This window comes from Bradyrhizobium sp. UBA2491 (genome assembly GCF_002341725.1).
Classification (GTDB): Bacteria; Pseudomonadota; Alphaproteobacteria; order Rhizobiales; family Xanthobacteraceae; genus Bradyrhizobium.
The window spans coordinates 17,865-34,113 of sequence record NZ_DDOP01000100.1 but is presented as its reverse complement, the minus strand read 5'-3'; the positions used below and the strand labels follow the sequence as shown (position 1 = coordinate 34,113).

Annotated in this window: 14 protein-coding genes; 8 read left to right on the top strand and 6 right to left on the bottom strand. The window is 65.2% G+C overall.

Annotated elements, in window-relative coordinates; genetic code table 11:
- Positions 1–331: 331 nt before the first annotated feature.
- The 3 genes from B2W55_RS32540 (at position 332) to B2W55_RS32530 (ending at position 3,669) form a co-directional block, all read left to right on the top strand.
- Positions 332–1,258 (top strand): SMP-30/gluconolactonase/LRE family protein, encoded by a 927-nt coding sequence (locus B2W55_RS32540; protein WP_024580488.1) that lies wholly within the window; start codon positions 332–334, stop codon positions 1,256–1,258.
- Positions 1,259–1,403: 145 nt separating this feature from the next.
- Positions 1,404–1,997, top strand: coding sequence for a GNAT family N-acetyltransferase (locus tag B2W55_RS32535; protein ID WP_024580489.1), 594 nt, complete (start codon positions 1,404–1,406; stop codon positions 1,995–1,997).
- 28 nt (positions 1,998–2,025) lie between these two features.
- Positions 2,026–3,669 carry a GMC family oxidoreductase gene (locus B2W55_RS32530; protein WP_024580490.1) on the top strand — a complete coding sequence of 548 codons (1,644 nt, stop codon included), beginning with the start codon at positions 2,026–2,028 and terminating at the stop codon, positions 3,667–3,669.
- Between the two features lie 194 nt (positions 3,670–3,863).
- Here the strand turns inward: B2W55_RS32530 and B2W55_RS32525 are convergent, their stop codons facing one another.
- The 4 genes from B2W55_RS32525 to B2W55_RS32510 form a co-directional block, all read right to left on the bottom strand.
- A complete protein-coding gene (locus B2W55_RS32525) occupies positions 3,864–5,366 on the bottom strand; it encodes a flavin-containing monooxygenase (protein WP_024580491.1) in 1,503 nt (500 codons plus the stop codon).
- A gap of 93 nt (positions 5,367–5,459) precedes the next feature.
- Complete coding sequence (locus B2W55_RS32520; RefSeq protein ID WP_024580492.1) at positions 5,460–6,302, bottom strand: AAA family ATPase; 843 nt, start codon at positions 6,300–6,302, stop codon at positions 5,460–5,462.
- Positions 6,303–6,395: 93 nt separating this feature from the next.
- A complete protein-coding gene (locus B2W55_RS32515) occupies positions 6,396–6,641 on the bottom strand; it encodes a GlsB/YeaQ/YmgE family stress response membrane protein (protein ID WP_024580493.1) in 246 nt (81 codons plus the stop codon).
- A gap of 129 nt (positions 6,642–6,770) precedes the next feature.
- On the bottom strand, positions 6,771–8,684 hold the full coding sequence (locus B2W55_RS32510) for a diguanylate cyclase (protein ID WP_024580494.1): 1,914 nt from the start codon (positions 8,682–8,684) through the stop codon (positions 6,771–6,773).
- A 166-nt stretch (positions 8,685–8,850) separates the two neighbouring features.
- On the opposite strand from B2W55_RS32510, the gene B2W55_RS32505 reads away from it, so the two are divergent.
- The 3 genes from B2W55_RS32505 to sseA are packed head-to-tail and all read left to right on the top strand — an operon-like array spanning position 8,851 to position 11,382.
- Positions 8,851–10,026, top strand: a complete 1,176-nt coding sequence (locus tag B2W55_RS32505) for a vWA domain-containing protein (RefSeq protein ID WP_024580495.1) — start codon at positions 8,851–8,853, stop codon at positions 10,024–10,026.
- A 54-nt stretch (positions 10,027–10,080) separates the two neighbouring features.
- The gene (locus B2W55_RS32500) at positions 10,081–10,494 is read left to right on the top strand and encodes a rhodanese-like domain-containing protein (protein ID WP_024580496.1); all 414 of its coding nucleotides are present in this window, start codon (positions 10,081–10,083) and stop codon (positions 10,492–10,494) included.
- A 30-nt stretch (positions 10,495–10,524) separates the two neighbouring features.
- Positions 10,525–11,382 (top strand): 3-mercaptopyruvate sulfurtransferase, encoded by an 858-nt coding sequence (sseA, locus tag B2W55_RS32495; protein ID WP_024580497.1) that lies wholly within the window; start codon positions 10,525–10,527, stop codon positions 11,380–11,382.
- Positions 11,383–11,500: 118 nt separating this feature from the next.
- On the opposite strand, the gene B2W55_RS32490 is transcribed toward sseA, so the two are convergent.
- The gene (locus tag B2W55_RS32490) at positions 11,501–12,316 is read right to left on the bottom strand and encodes a hypothetical protein (RefSeq protein ID WP_024580498.1); all 816 of its coding nucleotides are present in this window, start codon (positions 12,314–12,316) and stop codon (positions 11,501–11,503) included.
- Between the two features lie 327 nt (positions 12,317–12,643).
- Between B2W55_RS32490 and B2W55_RS32485 the strand changes: the two genes are divergently transcribed.
- Both B2W55_RS32485 and B2W55_RS32480 read left to right on the top strand, forming a co-directional pair.
- On the top strand, positions 12,644–13,885 hold the full coding sequence (locus tag B2W55_RS32485) for a L,D-transpeptidase (RefSeq protein WP_024580499.1): 1,242 nt from the start codon (positions 12,644–12,646) through the stop codon (positions 13,883–13,885).
- Positions 13,886–13,988: 103 nt separating this feature from the next.
- Positions 13,989–14,744 (top strand): hypothetical protein, encoded by a 756-nt coding sequence (locus B2W55_RS32480; RefSeq protein ID WP_029878984.1) that lies wholly within the window; start codon positions 13,989–13,991, stop codon positions 14,742–14,744.
- A gap of 443 nt (positions 14,745–15,187) precedes the next feature.
- Here the strand turns inward: B2W55_RS32480 and B2W55_RS32475 are convergent, their stop codons facing one another.
- Entirely contained in the window at positions 15,188–16,150 is a 963-nt protein-coding gene (locus B2W55_RS32475) for a D-2-hydroxyacid dehydrogenase family protein (protein WP_024580501.1), read from the bottom strand.
- Between the last annotated feature and the right edge of the window lie 99 nt (positions 16,151–16,249).

The following is a 16,249-nucleotide window of genomic DNA, read 5'->3' as shown; positions in this document are numbered from 1 at the left end:
TCGCGCGCCCCGGAATGACGGCGTCGAGAGGGCTGCGACAAATCACCCCGACGAGCAAAATTTCGCTTCGTGTTTGATCCAACTCGGACAGATCGCGTCGCGAGAATGCAAATTCGTGACTCGGTGGCCGCGCAACACATTCGGTGTCGTCCTGGCTTTCGCCAGGACGACACCGGGGAATGTGTCGAGCCATTCCCACCCCAACGCCGGGCAGCGTTGCAGCCCGTCTTGCTTGGCAAGCCAAACCCCGTTTGCCATAACGGGATGAAACAACAACGTTGCGCGTGCGGGACCGTTGGACCGCCGGCAGCCAAAGAGCCGGGAGGATGCCATGGCCAATATCCGAGTTCTCGCCACCGATCTCGAATTTCCCGAAGGTCCGGTCGTGATGCCCGACGGGTCGGTCGTGCTGGTCGAAATCCGCGGCCAGCGGCTGACGCGGGTGTATCCCGACGGGCGCAAGGAGATCGTCGCCAAGGTGCCGGGCGGCCCGAATGGCGCGGCACTCGGCCCCGACGGCAAGATGTACATCTGCAACAATGGCGGCTTCTCCTGGATACCGACCCGCAACATGATCATGCCGGGGCCGCAGCCGGAGGATTATCTCGGCGGCTCGATCCAGCGCGTCGATCTGCAATCCGGCAAGCTCGAGACCGTGGTGGCGAAATGCGGCGAGCACGAGCTGCGCGGGCCGAACGACCTGGTGTTCGACAGGCAGGGCGGCCTGTGGTTCTCCGATCTCGGCAAGCGCCGCGCCCGCGACATGGATGTCGGCGCGTTCTACTATCTGAAGCCCGGCATGAACGAGATCGTCGAGGCCGTGCACGGCATCTTGCCGGCCAACGGCATCGGCCTATCGCCGGACGAGAAGACCGTCTACATCGCCGAGACGCCGACCGCGCGGCTGTGGGCGTATGAGCTGTCCGAACCTGGCACCGTCAAGCCGCGCGACGTGATCTATCGCGGCGAACGCGGCAAGCCGATCGCGGGCCTCGGCGGCTACCAGATGTTCGACTCGCTCGCGGTCGAAGCCAATGGCAACGTCTGCGTCGCCACGCTGGTCTCGGGTTGCATCTCGGTGATCGCGCCCGACGGCACATTGGTCGAGCAGGTACCGACCGGCGACCGCGTCACCACCAACATCGCTTTCGGCGGCCCCGACCTGAAGACCGCCTACATCACGCTGTCGGGCAAGGGCGAATTGATCGCGATGGACTGGCCGCGGCCCGGATTGCCGCTGAATTTTCTGAACAAGTGACGTAAGGAACGTCATTGCGAGCCACCCGGTCGGCGCGAAGCGCCACCGGATGACAGGCTCCGCGAAGCAATCCATGTCACCACGGACGCGGAGAGAATGGATTGCTTCGTCGCTTCGCTCTTCGCAATGACGGAAAGGATACAAAATGCCCTGGCTTGAACCGATCACCCTTCGCGGCCCCTATGCGCGGCTCGAACCGCTGTCGCATGACCATCGCGACGGGCTGGTCGAGGCAGTGAAGGACGGCAGTCTCCCGAACCTCTGGTACACCGCGATTCCTCAATCGGAGAACATGGCCAAGGAGATCGACCGCAGGCTCGGCTTGCAGGCGGCCGGATCGATGCTGCCCTTCACGGTGTTCGACGTCGAAGACCGGATCTCGGGCATGACGACCTACATGAACGTCGATACGGCGAACCGCCGCGTCGAGATCGGCTCGACCTGGTACGCGAGGCGTGTGCAGCGCAGCGCGGTCAACACGCAGTGCAAACTGCTGCTGCTCACCCATGCGTTCGAGAAGCTCGATTGCATCGCGGTCGAGTTCCGCACGCATTTCTTCAATCACCAGAGCCGTCGCGGCATCGAGCGCCTGGGTGCGAAGCAGGACGGCATCCTGCGCAGCCATCAGATCGCGCCCAACGGCACGTTGCGCGACACCGTGGTTTACAGCATCATCGCCAGCGAGTGGCCGACGGTGAAGGCTCATCTGAACTATCAACTCCACGAAAAGGTGCGTTGACCTCGACGTCATCGCCAGAAACGAGACGATGGAAACGTTCGATTATGTGATCATCGGCGCAGGCTCCGCCGGGAGCGTGCTGACCAACCGGTTGAGTGAAGACGCGGGCACAAGGGTATGCGTGCTGGAGGCGGGGCCGAGCGACTGGCATCCCTACATCCATTTGCCCGCCGGCTTCATCAAGACCTTCCACATGAAGAGCGTGAACTGGGCCTACCAGCAGGAGGTGGGCCCCTACACCGGCGGCCGCAGCATCTACGCGCCGCGCGGCAAGACGCTCGGCGGCTCGTCCTCGATCAACGGCCACATCTACAACCGCGGCCAGCGCCAGGATTTCGACACCTGGGCGCAACTCGGCAATCGCGGCTGGGGCTATCCGGACGTGCTGCCGTATTTCCGGCGCATGGAGAGACGGATCGGCGAGGGCGACGACACCTATCGCGGCCGCGACGGCAATCTCACCGTCACCACGATGGACTGGCAGGATCCGCTCTGCGAGGCCTTCATGGCCGGCGCGGTCTCGCTCGGCATTCCGCGCAATCCTGATTACAACGGCCAGATCCAGGAAGGCGTGTCGTACTGCCAGCGCACCATCCTGAACGGCCGCCGGGTCAGTGCCGCGACCGCGTTCCTGCATCCGGCGCGCCGCCGTCCCAATGTCGACGTGCGCACGCATGCCCATGTCACCGGCATCGTCTTCGATGGCAAGCGCGCGGTCGGCGTGCGCTATAATCGCGGCGGCAAGCACGGCGATCCGCTCGAGATCCGCGCCACCAAGGAGGTCATCCTGTCCGGCGGCGCCTACAACTCGCCGCAGCTGTTGCAGCTCTCCGGCGTCGGCTCGCCCGAGCTGTTGCAGGCGCACGGCATCGAGGTCCGCCACGCGCTGCCGGGTGTCGGTGAAGGCTTGCAGGACCACTACGCGCCGCGCTCGGTGGCGCGGGTCAAGAACATCCGGACCATCAACGAGATGCGCCGCGGCCTCAGCCTGTGGGGCGAGGCGATCAAATGGGCGACGACGCGGCGCGGCCTGCTGTCGCTGTCGCCGACCATGGTGTACTGCTTCTGGCATTCCGGCGAGACCACCGAGAGTTCCGATTTGCAGCTCACCTTCACGCCGGCAAGCTACAAGGAAGGCGTGCAGGGCCAGCTCGAGGACGAGCCCGGCATGACGGTGGCGTCATGGCAGCAGCGGCCGGAGAGCCGCGGCTTTGTCCGGATCCGCTCGGCCGATCCGTTCGCACCGCCGATCATCCAGACCAACTATCTCGCCGAGGAGATCGACCGTCGCGTCGTCGTCGCCGGCATGAAGCTGGCGCGCCGGCTGCTCGCCTCCGAGCCGCTCAAGCCGTATTACGCCTATGAGGATTTTCCGGGTCCGAAGGTCACGAGCGACGACGAGCTGCTGGCGGCCGCGACCCAGCGCGGCACCACCACCTTCCACCCCGGCTGCACCTGCCGGATGGGACCGGCCGACGCACCGTGGGCCGTGGTCGACGACCAGCTCCGGGTCCATGGCATGGAGGGCCTGCGCGTGATCGACGCCTCGATCATGCCGCGCATGATCTCCGCCAACCTCAACGCCTCGACATTGATGATCGCCGACAAGGCCTCCGACATGATCCGCGGCAAGACGCCGGAGGCCGCGGCGAAACTGCCGGAGTACGCATGAGGGGATCGATACGCACGACGATAATCGTTCAATGTCGTCCCGGCGAAGGCCGGGACCCATAACCACCGATGCTGATTGTTGAGCGTTAGTGGAATGACGAGTCCCGTCGACAACATCCGCCGCGGAGTATGGGTCCCGGCCTTCGCCGGGACGACGGCGGTGGTGTGGCCGTTCGCTGACGGCAAAGAAGCAGCTCAGCCGTAGACGAACGCCTTGTCCTTGAGGTCGATCGCCGGGAATTCGTCCTTCTCGGCCCAGTAGTCCTGGTTGTGCTGCCACTCCGGCTTGTCGCCACGCTTCGGCAGTAGGTGCATGCCGCGCATCATGTAGCCGGGGTTGAAGTTCTCCGGATCGATCCAGGACAGCAGCGGCATGTTGTGGTCTTCGGGGCGCAGCGCCGGCGTCACCTTGTTCGCGCCGGTTGCCTTCATGTGCTTGAGCATGCGGCAGACGAAGTCAGCGACCAGGTCGACGCGCAGGGTCCAGCTGGCGCGGAAATAGCCGAACACCCAGACCAGGTTCGGCACGCCGGTGAACATCATGCCGCGATAGGTCACGGTGTCCTTGAAGTCGAGCGGCTTGCCGTCGATCGCGAAATCGATGCCGCCATTGGCGGAGAGGTGGAAGCCGGTCGCGGTGATGATGATGTCGGCCTCGAGCTCCTTGCCGGACTTGAGCAGGATGCCCTTCTCGGTGAAGCGCTCGATCTCGTCGGTGACGACGGATGCCTTGCCGCTCTTGATGGCCTGGAACAGGTCGGCATCCGGAACGAAGGCGATGCGCTGCCGCCACGGCCGGTAGCGCGGCGTGAAGTGCGTGGCCATGTCGTAGTCCTTGCCGAGAACGGCCTCGACCGCTGCCAGCAGGTCCTTCTTGGCGCCCTCCGGGTCGGCGAAGGTCCGCTTGGTGAAAGCGTCCTGCTCGAACAGGATCTTGCGCCTGACGATCTCGTGGATCCAGTGCTCGTCGACCTGCAATCGGCGCAGCTCCTCGGCGATCTCGATCGCGTTGCGGCCGGTGCGGAAATAGGTCGGCGAGCGCTGTAGCATGGTGACATGGCCGGCGTCCGCGGCCATCGCCGGGATCAGGGTCGCAGCCGTGGCGCCGGAGCCGATCACGACGACGCGCTTGCCCTTGTAATCGAGATCGTCGGGCCAGGTCTGCGGATGCACGATCGTGCCCTTGAACTTGGCCATGTCGGTCCACTCGGGCGTGTAGCCCGCGTCGTGGCGATAATAGCCCTGGCACATCCAGAAGAAGTTGGTGGTGAAGCGCAGCCGCTCGCCGGTGTCGATGCGGGTGGCATCGATGGTCCACAGATTGGTCTCGTTCGACCAGTTCGCCGCGGTGATGGTGTGGCGATAGCGGATGTGGCGGGCGAGGTCGTTCTCCTCGATCACCTCGCCCATGTATTTCAGGATCTCTTCGGCACTTGCGATCGGCGCGCTGGTCCACGGCTTGAAGCGATAGCCGAAGGTATGCAGGTCGCTGTCGGAGCGGATGCCGGGATAGCGATGGGTCGACCAGGTGCCGCCGAAGGTCTTCTGCGTCTCCAGCACCACGAAGCTGGTGCCGGGGGATTGCGTGGCGAGGTGGTAGGCGGCGCCGACGCCGGAGATGCCGGCGCCCGCGATCAGGACGTCGAAATGCTCTGTGGTGACGGGCTCGGCGGCCCGGATCTGGGTCTGGACGTTCATCTTCCCTGGTCTTCTTGTTGCTTGAGGAATCGTTGGCTGAGGCAGAGAGGCAAAACGCCGGAGCCATTGCTCCGGCGTTTGCCGATCTCGTAACTAGACTTCGCGGCGGCTGAGGAAGGCCAGCCGCTCGAACAGATGCACGTCCTGCTCGTTCTTGAGCAGCGCGCCATGCAGCGGCGGGATCAGCTTGCGCGGATCGCGCTCCCTGAGCATCTCCGGCGTGATGTCTTCGTTCATCAGCAGCTTGAGCCAGTCGAGCAGCTCGGAGGTCGAGGGCTTCTTCTTCAGGCCCGGCACCTCGCGCACCTCGAAGAAGATCCGCAGCGCCTCTTCCACCAGCCGCTTCTTGATGCCGGGGAAGTGCACGTCGACGATCCGGCCCATCGTGTCGGCGTCGGGGAACTTGATGTAGTGGAAGAAGCAGCGGCGCAGGAAAGCGTCCGGCAGCTCCTTCTCGTTGTTCGACGTGATCATCACGATCGGGCGCAGCTTCGCCTTGATGGTCTCGCCGGTCTCGTAGACGTGGAACTCCATGCGGTCGAGTTCGAGCAGGAGGTCGTTGGGGAATTCGATGTCGGCCTTGTCGATCTCGTCGATCAAGAGCACCGGGCGCTTCTCGTGGGTGAAGGCTTCCCACAGCTTGCCGCGTTTGATGTAGTTCTTGATGTCCGAGACGCGGGCATCGCCGAGCTGGCTGTCGCGCAGCCGCGACACCGCGTCGTATTCGTAGAGGCCCTGTTGCGCCTTGGTGGTCGACTTGATGTGCCAGGTCAGAAGCGGCGCGTCGATCGCCTTGGCGACTTCCTCGGCCAGCACGGTCTTGCCGGTGCCCGGCTCGCCCTTCACCAGCAGCGGGCGCTCGAGCACGATGGCGGCATTGACGGCGACCTTGAGGTCATCGGTGGCGACGTAGTCCTTGGTACCGGTGAATTTCATCTATCTGTTTGCCTTGCTTCGTTCGTCGGCCGCTTGGACCTCAACATGAAGCGACCGCTCTCGCAGCGGCCGCCGGAAATGCGAATTGTTCGATCAGACCCGCCTGATCAGCGACAGGATCACCAGCACCACGACGGCGCCGATCGTCGCGTTGACGATGTCGCGGATCGCGCTGCTGCCGAGGCTGACGCCGAGCCGCGGCAACAGCCAGCTCGCCACCAGCGCGCCGATGATGCCGACAACGATGTTGCCGATCAGCCCGAAGCCCGCTCCGCGCACGATCAGCCCGGCGAGCCAGCCGGCAATCGCACCGATCACCAGTGCCGCAATGATGCCCATTCAAACGTCCTGCCCAATGTCTTGTCAGGCGCAATTGTAATTGAAAAAGCCGCACGGTCTAGGGCGGATTCCGCAGCGCAGCGGTACCCTGGACGGCACCGGGCGCATAAGCGGCTGGCGCATAGTATGTCAGGCGTACTGTTTCCGCCCCGCGGAATGGCCATCACCCGAAAGCGACGAGGCCAGCACCGTTCGGTCGCGCCCCGAGCCCTTCGCCTCGTAGAGCGCGAGGTCGGCCTGGCCGAGCAATTCGTTCTCGCTCGCGGTCGCGGCCGATCGGCTGGCGATCCCGAGACTGATCGAGACCACGCCGCGGCGCGCGGCCGGATTGGCGATCGCCAGCGACCGCACAGCGAGGCGGATCGCTTCGGCGACCGTCAGCGCATCCTGCTCATCGACCCCGGGCAGGATGATCGCGAACTCCTCGCCGCCGTAGCGCGCCGCCAGCGCCGTGGTGCTGGTGGTGGCGTCCGCGATCACGCGCGCCACCTGCCGCAGGCACGCGTCGCCGGCCTGGTGACCCTGGGTGTCGTTGAAGCCCTTGAAGTGATCGATATCGAGCATGATAAGCGAGATCAGCTCGCGGTCACGAAACTCGCGCGGCAGCGCGTTGTCGAAGCTGCGGCGATTGGCGAGCCCGGTCAGGCCGTCGGTCGTGGCGAGTTCGGACAGGCGGGCGTTCAGCTCGCCGAGCTCGTCCTCCATCTTGCGGCGCTCGGTCACGTCGCGCATCACGCCGACCACCTCGATGCCGTGATGGTCGTCGGCGGCGCCGGCAAGCTTGAGATTGATCTCGACCCAGATATGCGAGCCGTCGGCGCGCAGGGTCTTGAACTCGACGGTGCGGGTGGTGGTCCAGTCGGTCAGTTCGGAGGTCGCCCTGGTGACATCGGCAAGGCTGTCGGGATGCACGAAGGCGAAGCAGGACTGGCCGATCAGGTCGGCGGCCTTGCGGCCGAGGATGGCTTCGACCGATTGCGAGACGAACAGCAGCTTGCCGGTGCGATCGAGCCTGATCACCACGTCGGCGACGTTGTCCGCGAGCAGGCGGTAGCTGGCCTCGCGCTCGCGCAGCGCGGCCTCGATCCTGGCGCGGCGGCGAAACTGGACCGAGAGCATCAGCGCAAGCATCGTCACCAGGCCCATCATGATGATGCCGACGATGGCGTCGTAGCGCAGCGCCTCGTGCCAGGCCGCAAGCATCTCGCTCTCCGGCCGTGCGACCGTCACCACGATGGGATAGAGCGAGGCGCGTTCATAGCCGAGATATTTGGTGTAGCCGTCGAACGGCGAGACCGTCTTGGTGTAGCCGCTGGGTGCGTCCCAAATCTTCGCCTTGAAGGCGATCGACGGGTCCTTGTTCCATTTGCCGTCGGGCCAATGCGCCAGCACCGTGCCGTCGGTGCGCAGCAGCGAGATCCCGGCATGCGGGCCGAACTGGAACGCCTGGTAGAAATTGTCGAAATACGCCGCGTCGATCGCCGCGACGAGGACGCCGCCGAAGCTGCCATCCTGATTGCTGATGCGCCGCGACAGGATGATGGTCGTGCGTCCGGTCAATCGCGAGCGCAGCGGATCGCTGATGTGCAGCGTCGGATCGGTGGAGTCGCGATGGCCGGTGAAGTAGGCGCGGTCACCGTTGTTGTAATGCGGGTTTTGGTCGAGCGAGGAATAGATCCAGTCGCCGTCGGCGTTGAGAACGCCGATCTCGCGGATCTGCGGCAGCGTCTCGACGGTGTTGCGCAGATAGAGATTGAAGCGGTCCTGCCGCGGCCGCTGATACTTCAGCAGGTCGACCATGCCGCTCATCGCGACGTCGGCCGCCTGGATCGACCGCGAGGCGTGCTCGGCGAGCGAATGCGCGAGGTTGCGGATATCGCGCTCGCCCTGCGCCAGCGCCATCGACCGGGCGTCGACCGCCTTCCAGACCACCAGCCCCAGCACGCACGCCGTCATCACCACCGCCACGGCAGCGACGATCACCGCCGGCGCGAACGGGTTCGGCGTCCTGGGGGAAGCGCGGGGCAGGTCGGTCGGGTCCACTGGCGTCGTACTACCTCCAGTGATCAACGCCGCATCCTAGCGTCGCGTTTCGGGTCCTTGGCCGAAGCCGGCCAGGGTGGTTAAGTGAAAGTGAATGGCTGATCCGCCGGAACGGCCGGGGCAGGGGCCCTTGACGGCACCGGCAGGGCGGGCGATTTAAGTAACCATGTTCTTGCAGTTCTTCACATCACTGCGCGACGCCCAGGTCCCCGTGACACTACGGGAATATCTGACCTTGATGGAAGCGCTCGACGCCGATCTCGCCGAACAGACGGTCGAGAATTTCTATTATTTGTCGCGCGCCGCCCTGGTGAAGGACGAGCGCAATCTCGACAAGTTCGACCGCGTGTTCGGCACCGTGTTCAAGGGGCTCGAGAGCCTGCTCGATGCCATGGGCAAGGCGGAGATCCCCGAGGAGTGGCTGAAGAAGCTCGCGGAGAAGTACCTCACCGAGGAAGAGAAGAAGCAGATCGAGGCGATGGGCTGGGACAAGCTCATGGAGACCTTGAAGAAGCGGCTCGAAGAACAGAAGGGCCGCCACCAGGGCGGCAGCAAGTGGATCGGCACCGCCGGCACCTCGCCGTTCGGCGCCCATGGCTATAATCCCGAAGGCGTGCGGATCGGGCAGGAGAAGAACCGCAACAACCGCGCCGTGAAGGTGTGGGACAAGCGCGAGTTCAAGGATCTCGACGGCAATGTCGAGCTCGGCATCCGCAACATCAAGGTGGCGCTGCGGCGGCTGCGCAAGTTCGCGCGCACCGGCGCGCCGGACGAACTCGACCTCGACACCACGATCAAGGAGACCGCCAACCACGGCTATCTCGACGTGCACATGCGCCCCGAGCGGCGCAACGCGGTCAAGGTGCTGGTGTTCTTCGATATCGGCGGCTCGATGGATTCGCATATCGAGCAGGTCGAGGAACTGTTCTCGGCCGCCAAGAGCGAATTCAAGCACATGGAATATTTCTACTTCCACAACTGCCTCTACGAAGGCGTCTGGAAGCAGAACAAGCGGCGCTTCACCGATCGCACCCCGACCTGGGACGTGCTGCACAAGTACCCGCACGACTACAAGGTGGTGTTCGTCGGCGATGCCTCGATGTCGCCTTACGAGATCATGGTGCCGGGCGGCTCGGTCGAGCACGTCAACGAAGAGGCCGGCTCGGTCTGGCTCGACCGCATCACACGCACCTATCCGCACACGGTGTGGCTCAATCCGGTGGCGCAGAAGCACTGGGACTATTCTGAATCGACCACCATCATCCGCCGCCTGTTCTCCGAGCGCATGTATCCGATCACGATCGAGGGTCTGGAGAACGCGATGCGGGAGCTGGTGCGCTAAACGCACAACGCGTCGCGCGCCGCCAGGCGCGCCAACAACATCAGGGAGAGCCCCATGCCCCAGACCATCCATCGCGGCATCAAGGTGATGATCGACGAGGCCAATGCCGAGATCGAGACCATCAGCGCGGCCGATGCGATCACGCTGATCGGCAAGAACGACGTCGTCATCGTCGACATCCGCGATCCCCGCGAGATCGAGCGCGACGGCAAGATCCCCGGCGCGTTCTCCTGCACCCGCGGCATGCTGGAATTCTGGATCGATCCGAACAGCCCCTATGCCAAGCCGATCTTCCAGGAAGACAAGAAGTTCATCTTCCACTGCGCCGGCGGCCTGCGCTCGGCGCTCGCCGCCAAGACCGCGAAGGACATGGGCCTGAAGCCGGTCGCGCATATGGGCGGCGGCTTTGCCGCCTGGCGCGAGGCCGGCGGCCCGATCGAGGCGTGGGAGCCGAAGAAGAAGGGCTGAAAGGCCTCAGGCCCGCAGGGACATCAGATCATGACCGTTGCCGACGATCCGCTCGTTTCGACCGAATGGCTGGCCGCGCATCTCGGCGATGCCAACGTCAAGGTGCTCGACGCGACCTTCAAGCTGCCGGGCGTGCTGCCGCTGCCGAAGGACGATTATCTCGCAGCCCATCTGCCCGGCGCGGTGTTCTTCGACGTCGATGCGGTGTCGGATCACGCCAATCCGCTGCCGCACATGTTTCCGAGCGCCGAGCAGTTCGGCCACGACGTCGGCGGGCTTGGCGTCAGCAATGCAGACACCGTCGTGATCTACGATGCCGGCGGCTGGGTCGCGGCGCCGCGCGCATGGTGGATGTTCCTGTCCTATGGCCATCGCAACGTGCGCATCCTCAACGGCGGTCTGAAGAAGTGGCGCGCCGAGGGCAGGGCGGTCGAGAGCGGCGAGATCAAGGCCAAGCCCGCGACCTTCACGGCGAGCTATGATCCGAAGCGGGTGCGCAGCATCGAGCAGATGATCGCCAATGTCGAAAGCCGTAACGAGCAGGTGATCGATGCCCGCGCTGCCGAGCGCTTCGAGGGCCGCGCGCCGGAGCCGCGGCCGGGCATCCGCGCCGGCCACATTCCCGGCGCCCGCAACGTGCCCTATAACCAATTGTTCGATGCCGCGACCGGCGAGATGAAGCCGCTCGACGATCTGCGCAAGTCGTTCACCGGTGCCGGTGTCAAGCTCGATGCGCCTGTTGTGACCAGTTGCGGCTCCGGTGTCTCGGCCGGCGTGCTGACGCTCGCGCTGTACCGGATCGGCGTCACCGACACCGCGCTCTATGACGGCTCATGGTCGGAATGGGGCCAGGCAAGCGGCCCGCCGATCGCGACCGGGCCGGCCTGATCAATACTCCCAAAGCGCCATGAGTTTGGTTGAATCGGCTTGGCGCGGTCTTGTTTCACCTCTCCCCGGCGGGGAGAGGTGAACTTTCGACGCTGTTCCAGCTCAACCTTACCTCGCTTTAGCGCCGAGTGAGCGGCACCAGGGTCGGTTGGCCGAACGGATCGAGTTGCTGCTGAACGACCTGCCTCGCCGGCTGCGTGCGGACAATGCGCCGGCGCTCCTTATGACGCGGCGCCGGTTTGCTGGCCGTGCTCCGCTCCGGCTTCTTCGCCTCGCTGGTCTTCGGCGCCACAGGCTGTTCGACAACGACCTCGGGGCCGCCGAGTGTCGCAATCCTCGTTGCGGCCTCACTTGCTCCGGGTGACGGCATCGCCGCGGGCTCCGGCGTGGCGACCGCAACGGTCGGTGCGGCAGGCGCGGGGGCGCTGGCGGCGGTCGGCGGATCAGGCATCGCGGCGACCTTGGCCTCGGCGGCGACCGGGGCGGTCTGCGGTGCCGGGTCAGCGGCCGGCGCTTGCGGAGCAACCTCGGTGGGCTGTGCCGGCGCAGGCGTCTCCGCCGCCTGGGCGTCCGGCCTGGGCGGGGTTGGATCGTCCGTCTTCACTGCGGCGACCTTCTCCGGCTCGGCCGCAGGCGATGCCTCGGCGGCAGCGGCCGGCTCGGACGCCGCCGGGGTGGCAGGGGCCGCGCTGTCGGTTGCCACCTTGTCAGCGGTCACCTTGTCGGTCGCGGACGGCTCGACACGAACCATCGCCAGCACAGGCTGTGTTTCGGCCTGTCGGGCGAATTGCGGCTCGGGCGGCGCCCGGCGGGCCGGAATGCTGGCGAATTCCTCATGTGCCGCGCGAAACAGCGCGGCTGCCCCGAGCCCGAACACCAGAAGAGACGTCGCCAGCACGATCGCAGCGAACAGGAAACGAAGGCCGGGGAGCATAAGCGTGGGTTCCCCCTTCTACGGGAGGGTGTCGATGTCGAGGGAACGCGGTGACCACACAAAAAGCCGGCGTCGCGAGCGCGAATCAGGCCGATTCGAGGATATCGCAACGTCTCGGGACTGTTTGTTACAAAATGCGAGCGATTGATGACTTTGGCCACGTAGACGGACTTTGCCCGGTCGTGAGACATCTTTGCCGCAGCGCTGATGCGAATTCACAATAAGCCCGAAATAGCCCGGGTTTCGCGGAATTGTCTTGAATGCGCCGCTATCTTCCTGCATTGGGCCGTTAACGGTCCGGTGTCGCTTGGGGACTATACAAGAGCAATGATGATCAACCGCATTCTGACGATTTGCGCTGCCGCGGCTCTCGGCGTGGCGGGAACTTCGCTCGCGCATGCGCAGCAGGGTTATCCGGCCCCCCAGGGCACTGCCTATTCGACGGCGCCCCAGCCCTATCCGCAGGGCAACATGCCGGATTTCGACGCCCTCAACGACGATGAAGACGCGCCGCGCAATTCCGCTGCGCTGCCGCCGCCGGGACCGGTGATGTCGCCCGACGACCCGCGCTATGGCCGCCCGATGAATGCTCCGGCCTATTCCGATCGCGGTGCGCCGACCGGCCCCGTGATGTCACCCGACGATCCGCGCTATGGCCGTCCGATGAACGCACCGGTCTATTCCGACCGCGGCGCGCCGACCGGCCCCGTGATGTCGCCCGATGATCCGCGCTACGGCCGGCCGATGGGGCCGCCGCCGGTGATCTATGGCGATCGTGGCGGCCCGCAGCAGGCCAATCGCGACAATGGCGTCCCGGCCGCTGGCGTATCCTATGGCGACGACCGCGGCGGCATGCGTCCGCCGGAGGGCGTGACCGGAGCGGTGCCGCAGCAGCAGGCGCCGGTCGATGCCAATGGCAAGCCGGTGCAGATCGCAGCGCTGCCGCCCGACGACCAGCCGGAAGACGGCCCGGCGCAGCTGGCACCGAACCTGCGCCGCCAGGAAGTGGCGTTCGCGACCAAGGAGCCGGCCGGCACGATCGTGGTCGATACGCCGAACACCTATCTCTATTACGTCCTCGGCAATGGCCGGGCGATCCGTTACGGCGTCCGTGTCGGCCGCGATGGCTTCACCTGGACCGGCGTGCAGAAGATCACCCGCAAGGCGGAGTGGCCGGATTGGCACCCGCCGCCGGAGATGATCGAGCGTCAGCCCTATCTGCCGCGCTTCATGGCTGGCGGACCCGGCAACCCGCTCGGCGCCCGTGCGATGTATCTCGGCTCGACCGTGTACCGCATTCACGGCACCAACCAGCCGTCGACCATCGGCAAGTTCGTGTCGTCGGGCTGCATCGGCATGCTGAACGAGGACGTCTCGGACCTGTTTGAACGCGCCAAGGTCGGCACCCGCGTGGTAGTGCTGCCCGGCGGCGCAGCCCCGGGGACGACGACGGCCTCCGCCGCGCCGCCGCCGAACCCGATGGCTCCTGCGCAGGCCCAGGTCGCGCCGCTGCCCGGCACGCAGCCGACCTCGGTGCAGCCGCTGCCCGCGCCGGTGACGGTGCGCTAGGCCAACCAGGCGAATTGATTGTTGAAAAGGGCGCGCCAACGGTGCGCCCTTTTTTTGTTGCAACCTGCCAGTCTGTTTCGACGTTGCTGCTATGAGGCATGCGATGCAAGAAGCTCGGCAGGAAACCCGCCTGACCTATCCGCCGCTGAACACGCCGAAGCCGGTCGCCGACGATGTGTGGATCGTCGACGGCCCGGTGATCCGGTTCGGCCCGCGCGGCTTCAGGATGCCGTTTCCGACCCGCGCAACGATCCTGCGTCTGCCCGGCGCGCAGCTCTTCATTCACTCGCCAACCCCGTTGGTGGACGAGCTCAAGGCCGGGATTGCCCGTCTCGGCACGCCGCGCTGGATCATCGGGCCGAACCGCCTGCACTATTGGTGGATCCCTGAATGGCATGCGGCCTATCCCGACGCGCGCGTCTTTCTCGCGCGTGGGATCGCACAGCAGGCCGGCGATCGGCTGGCCCTCGATGGCGAGCCGCTGGAACGGCGATCGGGCTATCCGTGGGATGAGTGGATTGCGACGCTTCCGGTTGCCGGCAGCTACATGACGGAGGCTGTGTTCTTCCACCTGAAGTCACGGACCTTGCTGCTGACCGACCTGATCGAGAATTTCGAAACCGAACGAATTGGTTCGCCGTTGATGCGATTCCTGACCTGGATCGGCGGCGTGCGCGATCCGGACGGCAGTACGCCGCGCGACATGCGATTGACCTTCCGGCGCGACAAGGCGGCACTGAAGGCCGCCGTCACCTGCATGATCGGATGGGACCCGGAGCGGATCATCCTCGCCCATGGCCGCTGGTACGACCGCAACGGCCGTGCCGAGCTCGAGCGAGCGTTCCGCTGGCTCGGCTAGAGCATGATGAGATCAGGTTGATCTGGAGCGGCGTCGATAGTTCACCTCTCCCTTGGGAGAGCAGGGCTATCGCATATGGTGTGAGCAGCCATGTGAACGCCGTCATGGCCGGGCTTGTCCCGGCCATCCACGTCTTCCTTCACAAGAAAACAAGACGTGGATGCCCGGGACAAGCCCGGGCATGACGATGTGGAAACGTCAGTTCCAGAGCCCTTAGATGTCATATGCGATAGCCCTACTTGGGAGAGGTCGATTTGCGCAGCAAATCGAGTGAGGGGTTGCGGTCTATCGAGAGAGCAAGAGCCCTCACCCGGATTGCACTGGGCGAAGCTTCGCATCGCCAGCGCAATCCGACCTCTCCCCAACGGGGCGAGGTGAACCGAGACCGCGCCAAGCCGATTCAATCAGAGCTTATCCCGCTTTAGTCGCGACGAATGCTGCGATCAGGCGAGGCGCCGCGGCGGTTCGCCGCCTTTGGTGAAGGCGTCGATGCAGGCGACCATCTGCTGATAATGCGCCTGGAGGCTCTCGCGGGTCGCGTAGCCGAGATGCGGCGTGATCACGACGTTGTCGAGCTTGCGGAGCGGATGGTCCGATGGCAGCGGCTCGACCGAGAACACGTCGATGCCGGCCCCGGCAATCCTCTTGTCGCGCAGCGCGGCAAGCAATGCGTCCTCGTCGACGATCGGCCCGCGCGCGGTGTTGACGAGATAGGCCCGTGGTTTCATGCGGGCGAGGTCGGCGGCGCCGACCAGTCCGCGTGAGCGCGGGCTCAGCACGACATGAATGGTGATGATGTCCGATGTCGCGAACAACTCGTCCTTGCTGGCGTAGCCGACGCCGGCCTCCTTGCACGTCTCGGGCGTCAGGTTGGGGCTCCAGGCGATCACGTTCATGCCGAACACCTTGGCCATGCCGGCGACCTTGCTGCCGAGCTTGCCGAGGCCGATGATCCCAAGCGTCTTGCCCTCGATCTCGGTGCCGGCAAACGTCTGCCACGCCTCGCCGGCATGCATGCGCGCGTTCTCGCGGCCGATGCCGCGGGTCAATTCCAGGATCAGGCCCATGGTCAGGGGCGCGGTGGGATCGCGGCTGTACTGGGTGCCGCACAGCACCACCTTGCGCTCCTTGGCAGCCGCCATGTCGATCGCGGCGTTGCGCATGCCCGACGTGATCAGGAGCTTCAGCTTGGGCAGCACGTCGAGCAGGCCCTTCGGGAACGGGGTGCGCTCGCGCATCGCGCAGATGATCTCGAAATCCTTCAGCGCACCGGCTGCATCGGCTTCGCTGGCGAACGGCTTGTCGAACACCGTGACGTCGACCCGGTCCTTGACCTGTGGCCAGTCGGCCAGCGACAGCGCGATGTCGAAATAGTCGTCGAGGATTGCACAGCGCAGCCGCGTCATCGGGAGGTCCAATCAGGGTGAGGATGACGGCGGGAGATCAACCGTCGGAACGCCCGTGATGGTCGCGCGCAATCGGCAGGTGCGCAAGCGGCCGCGGTT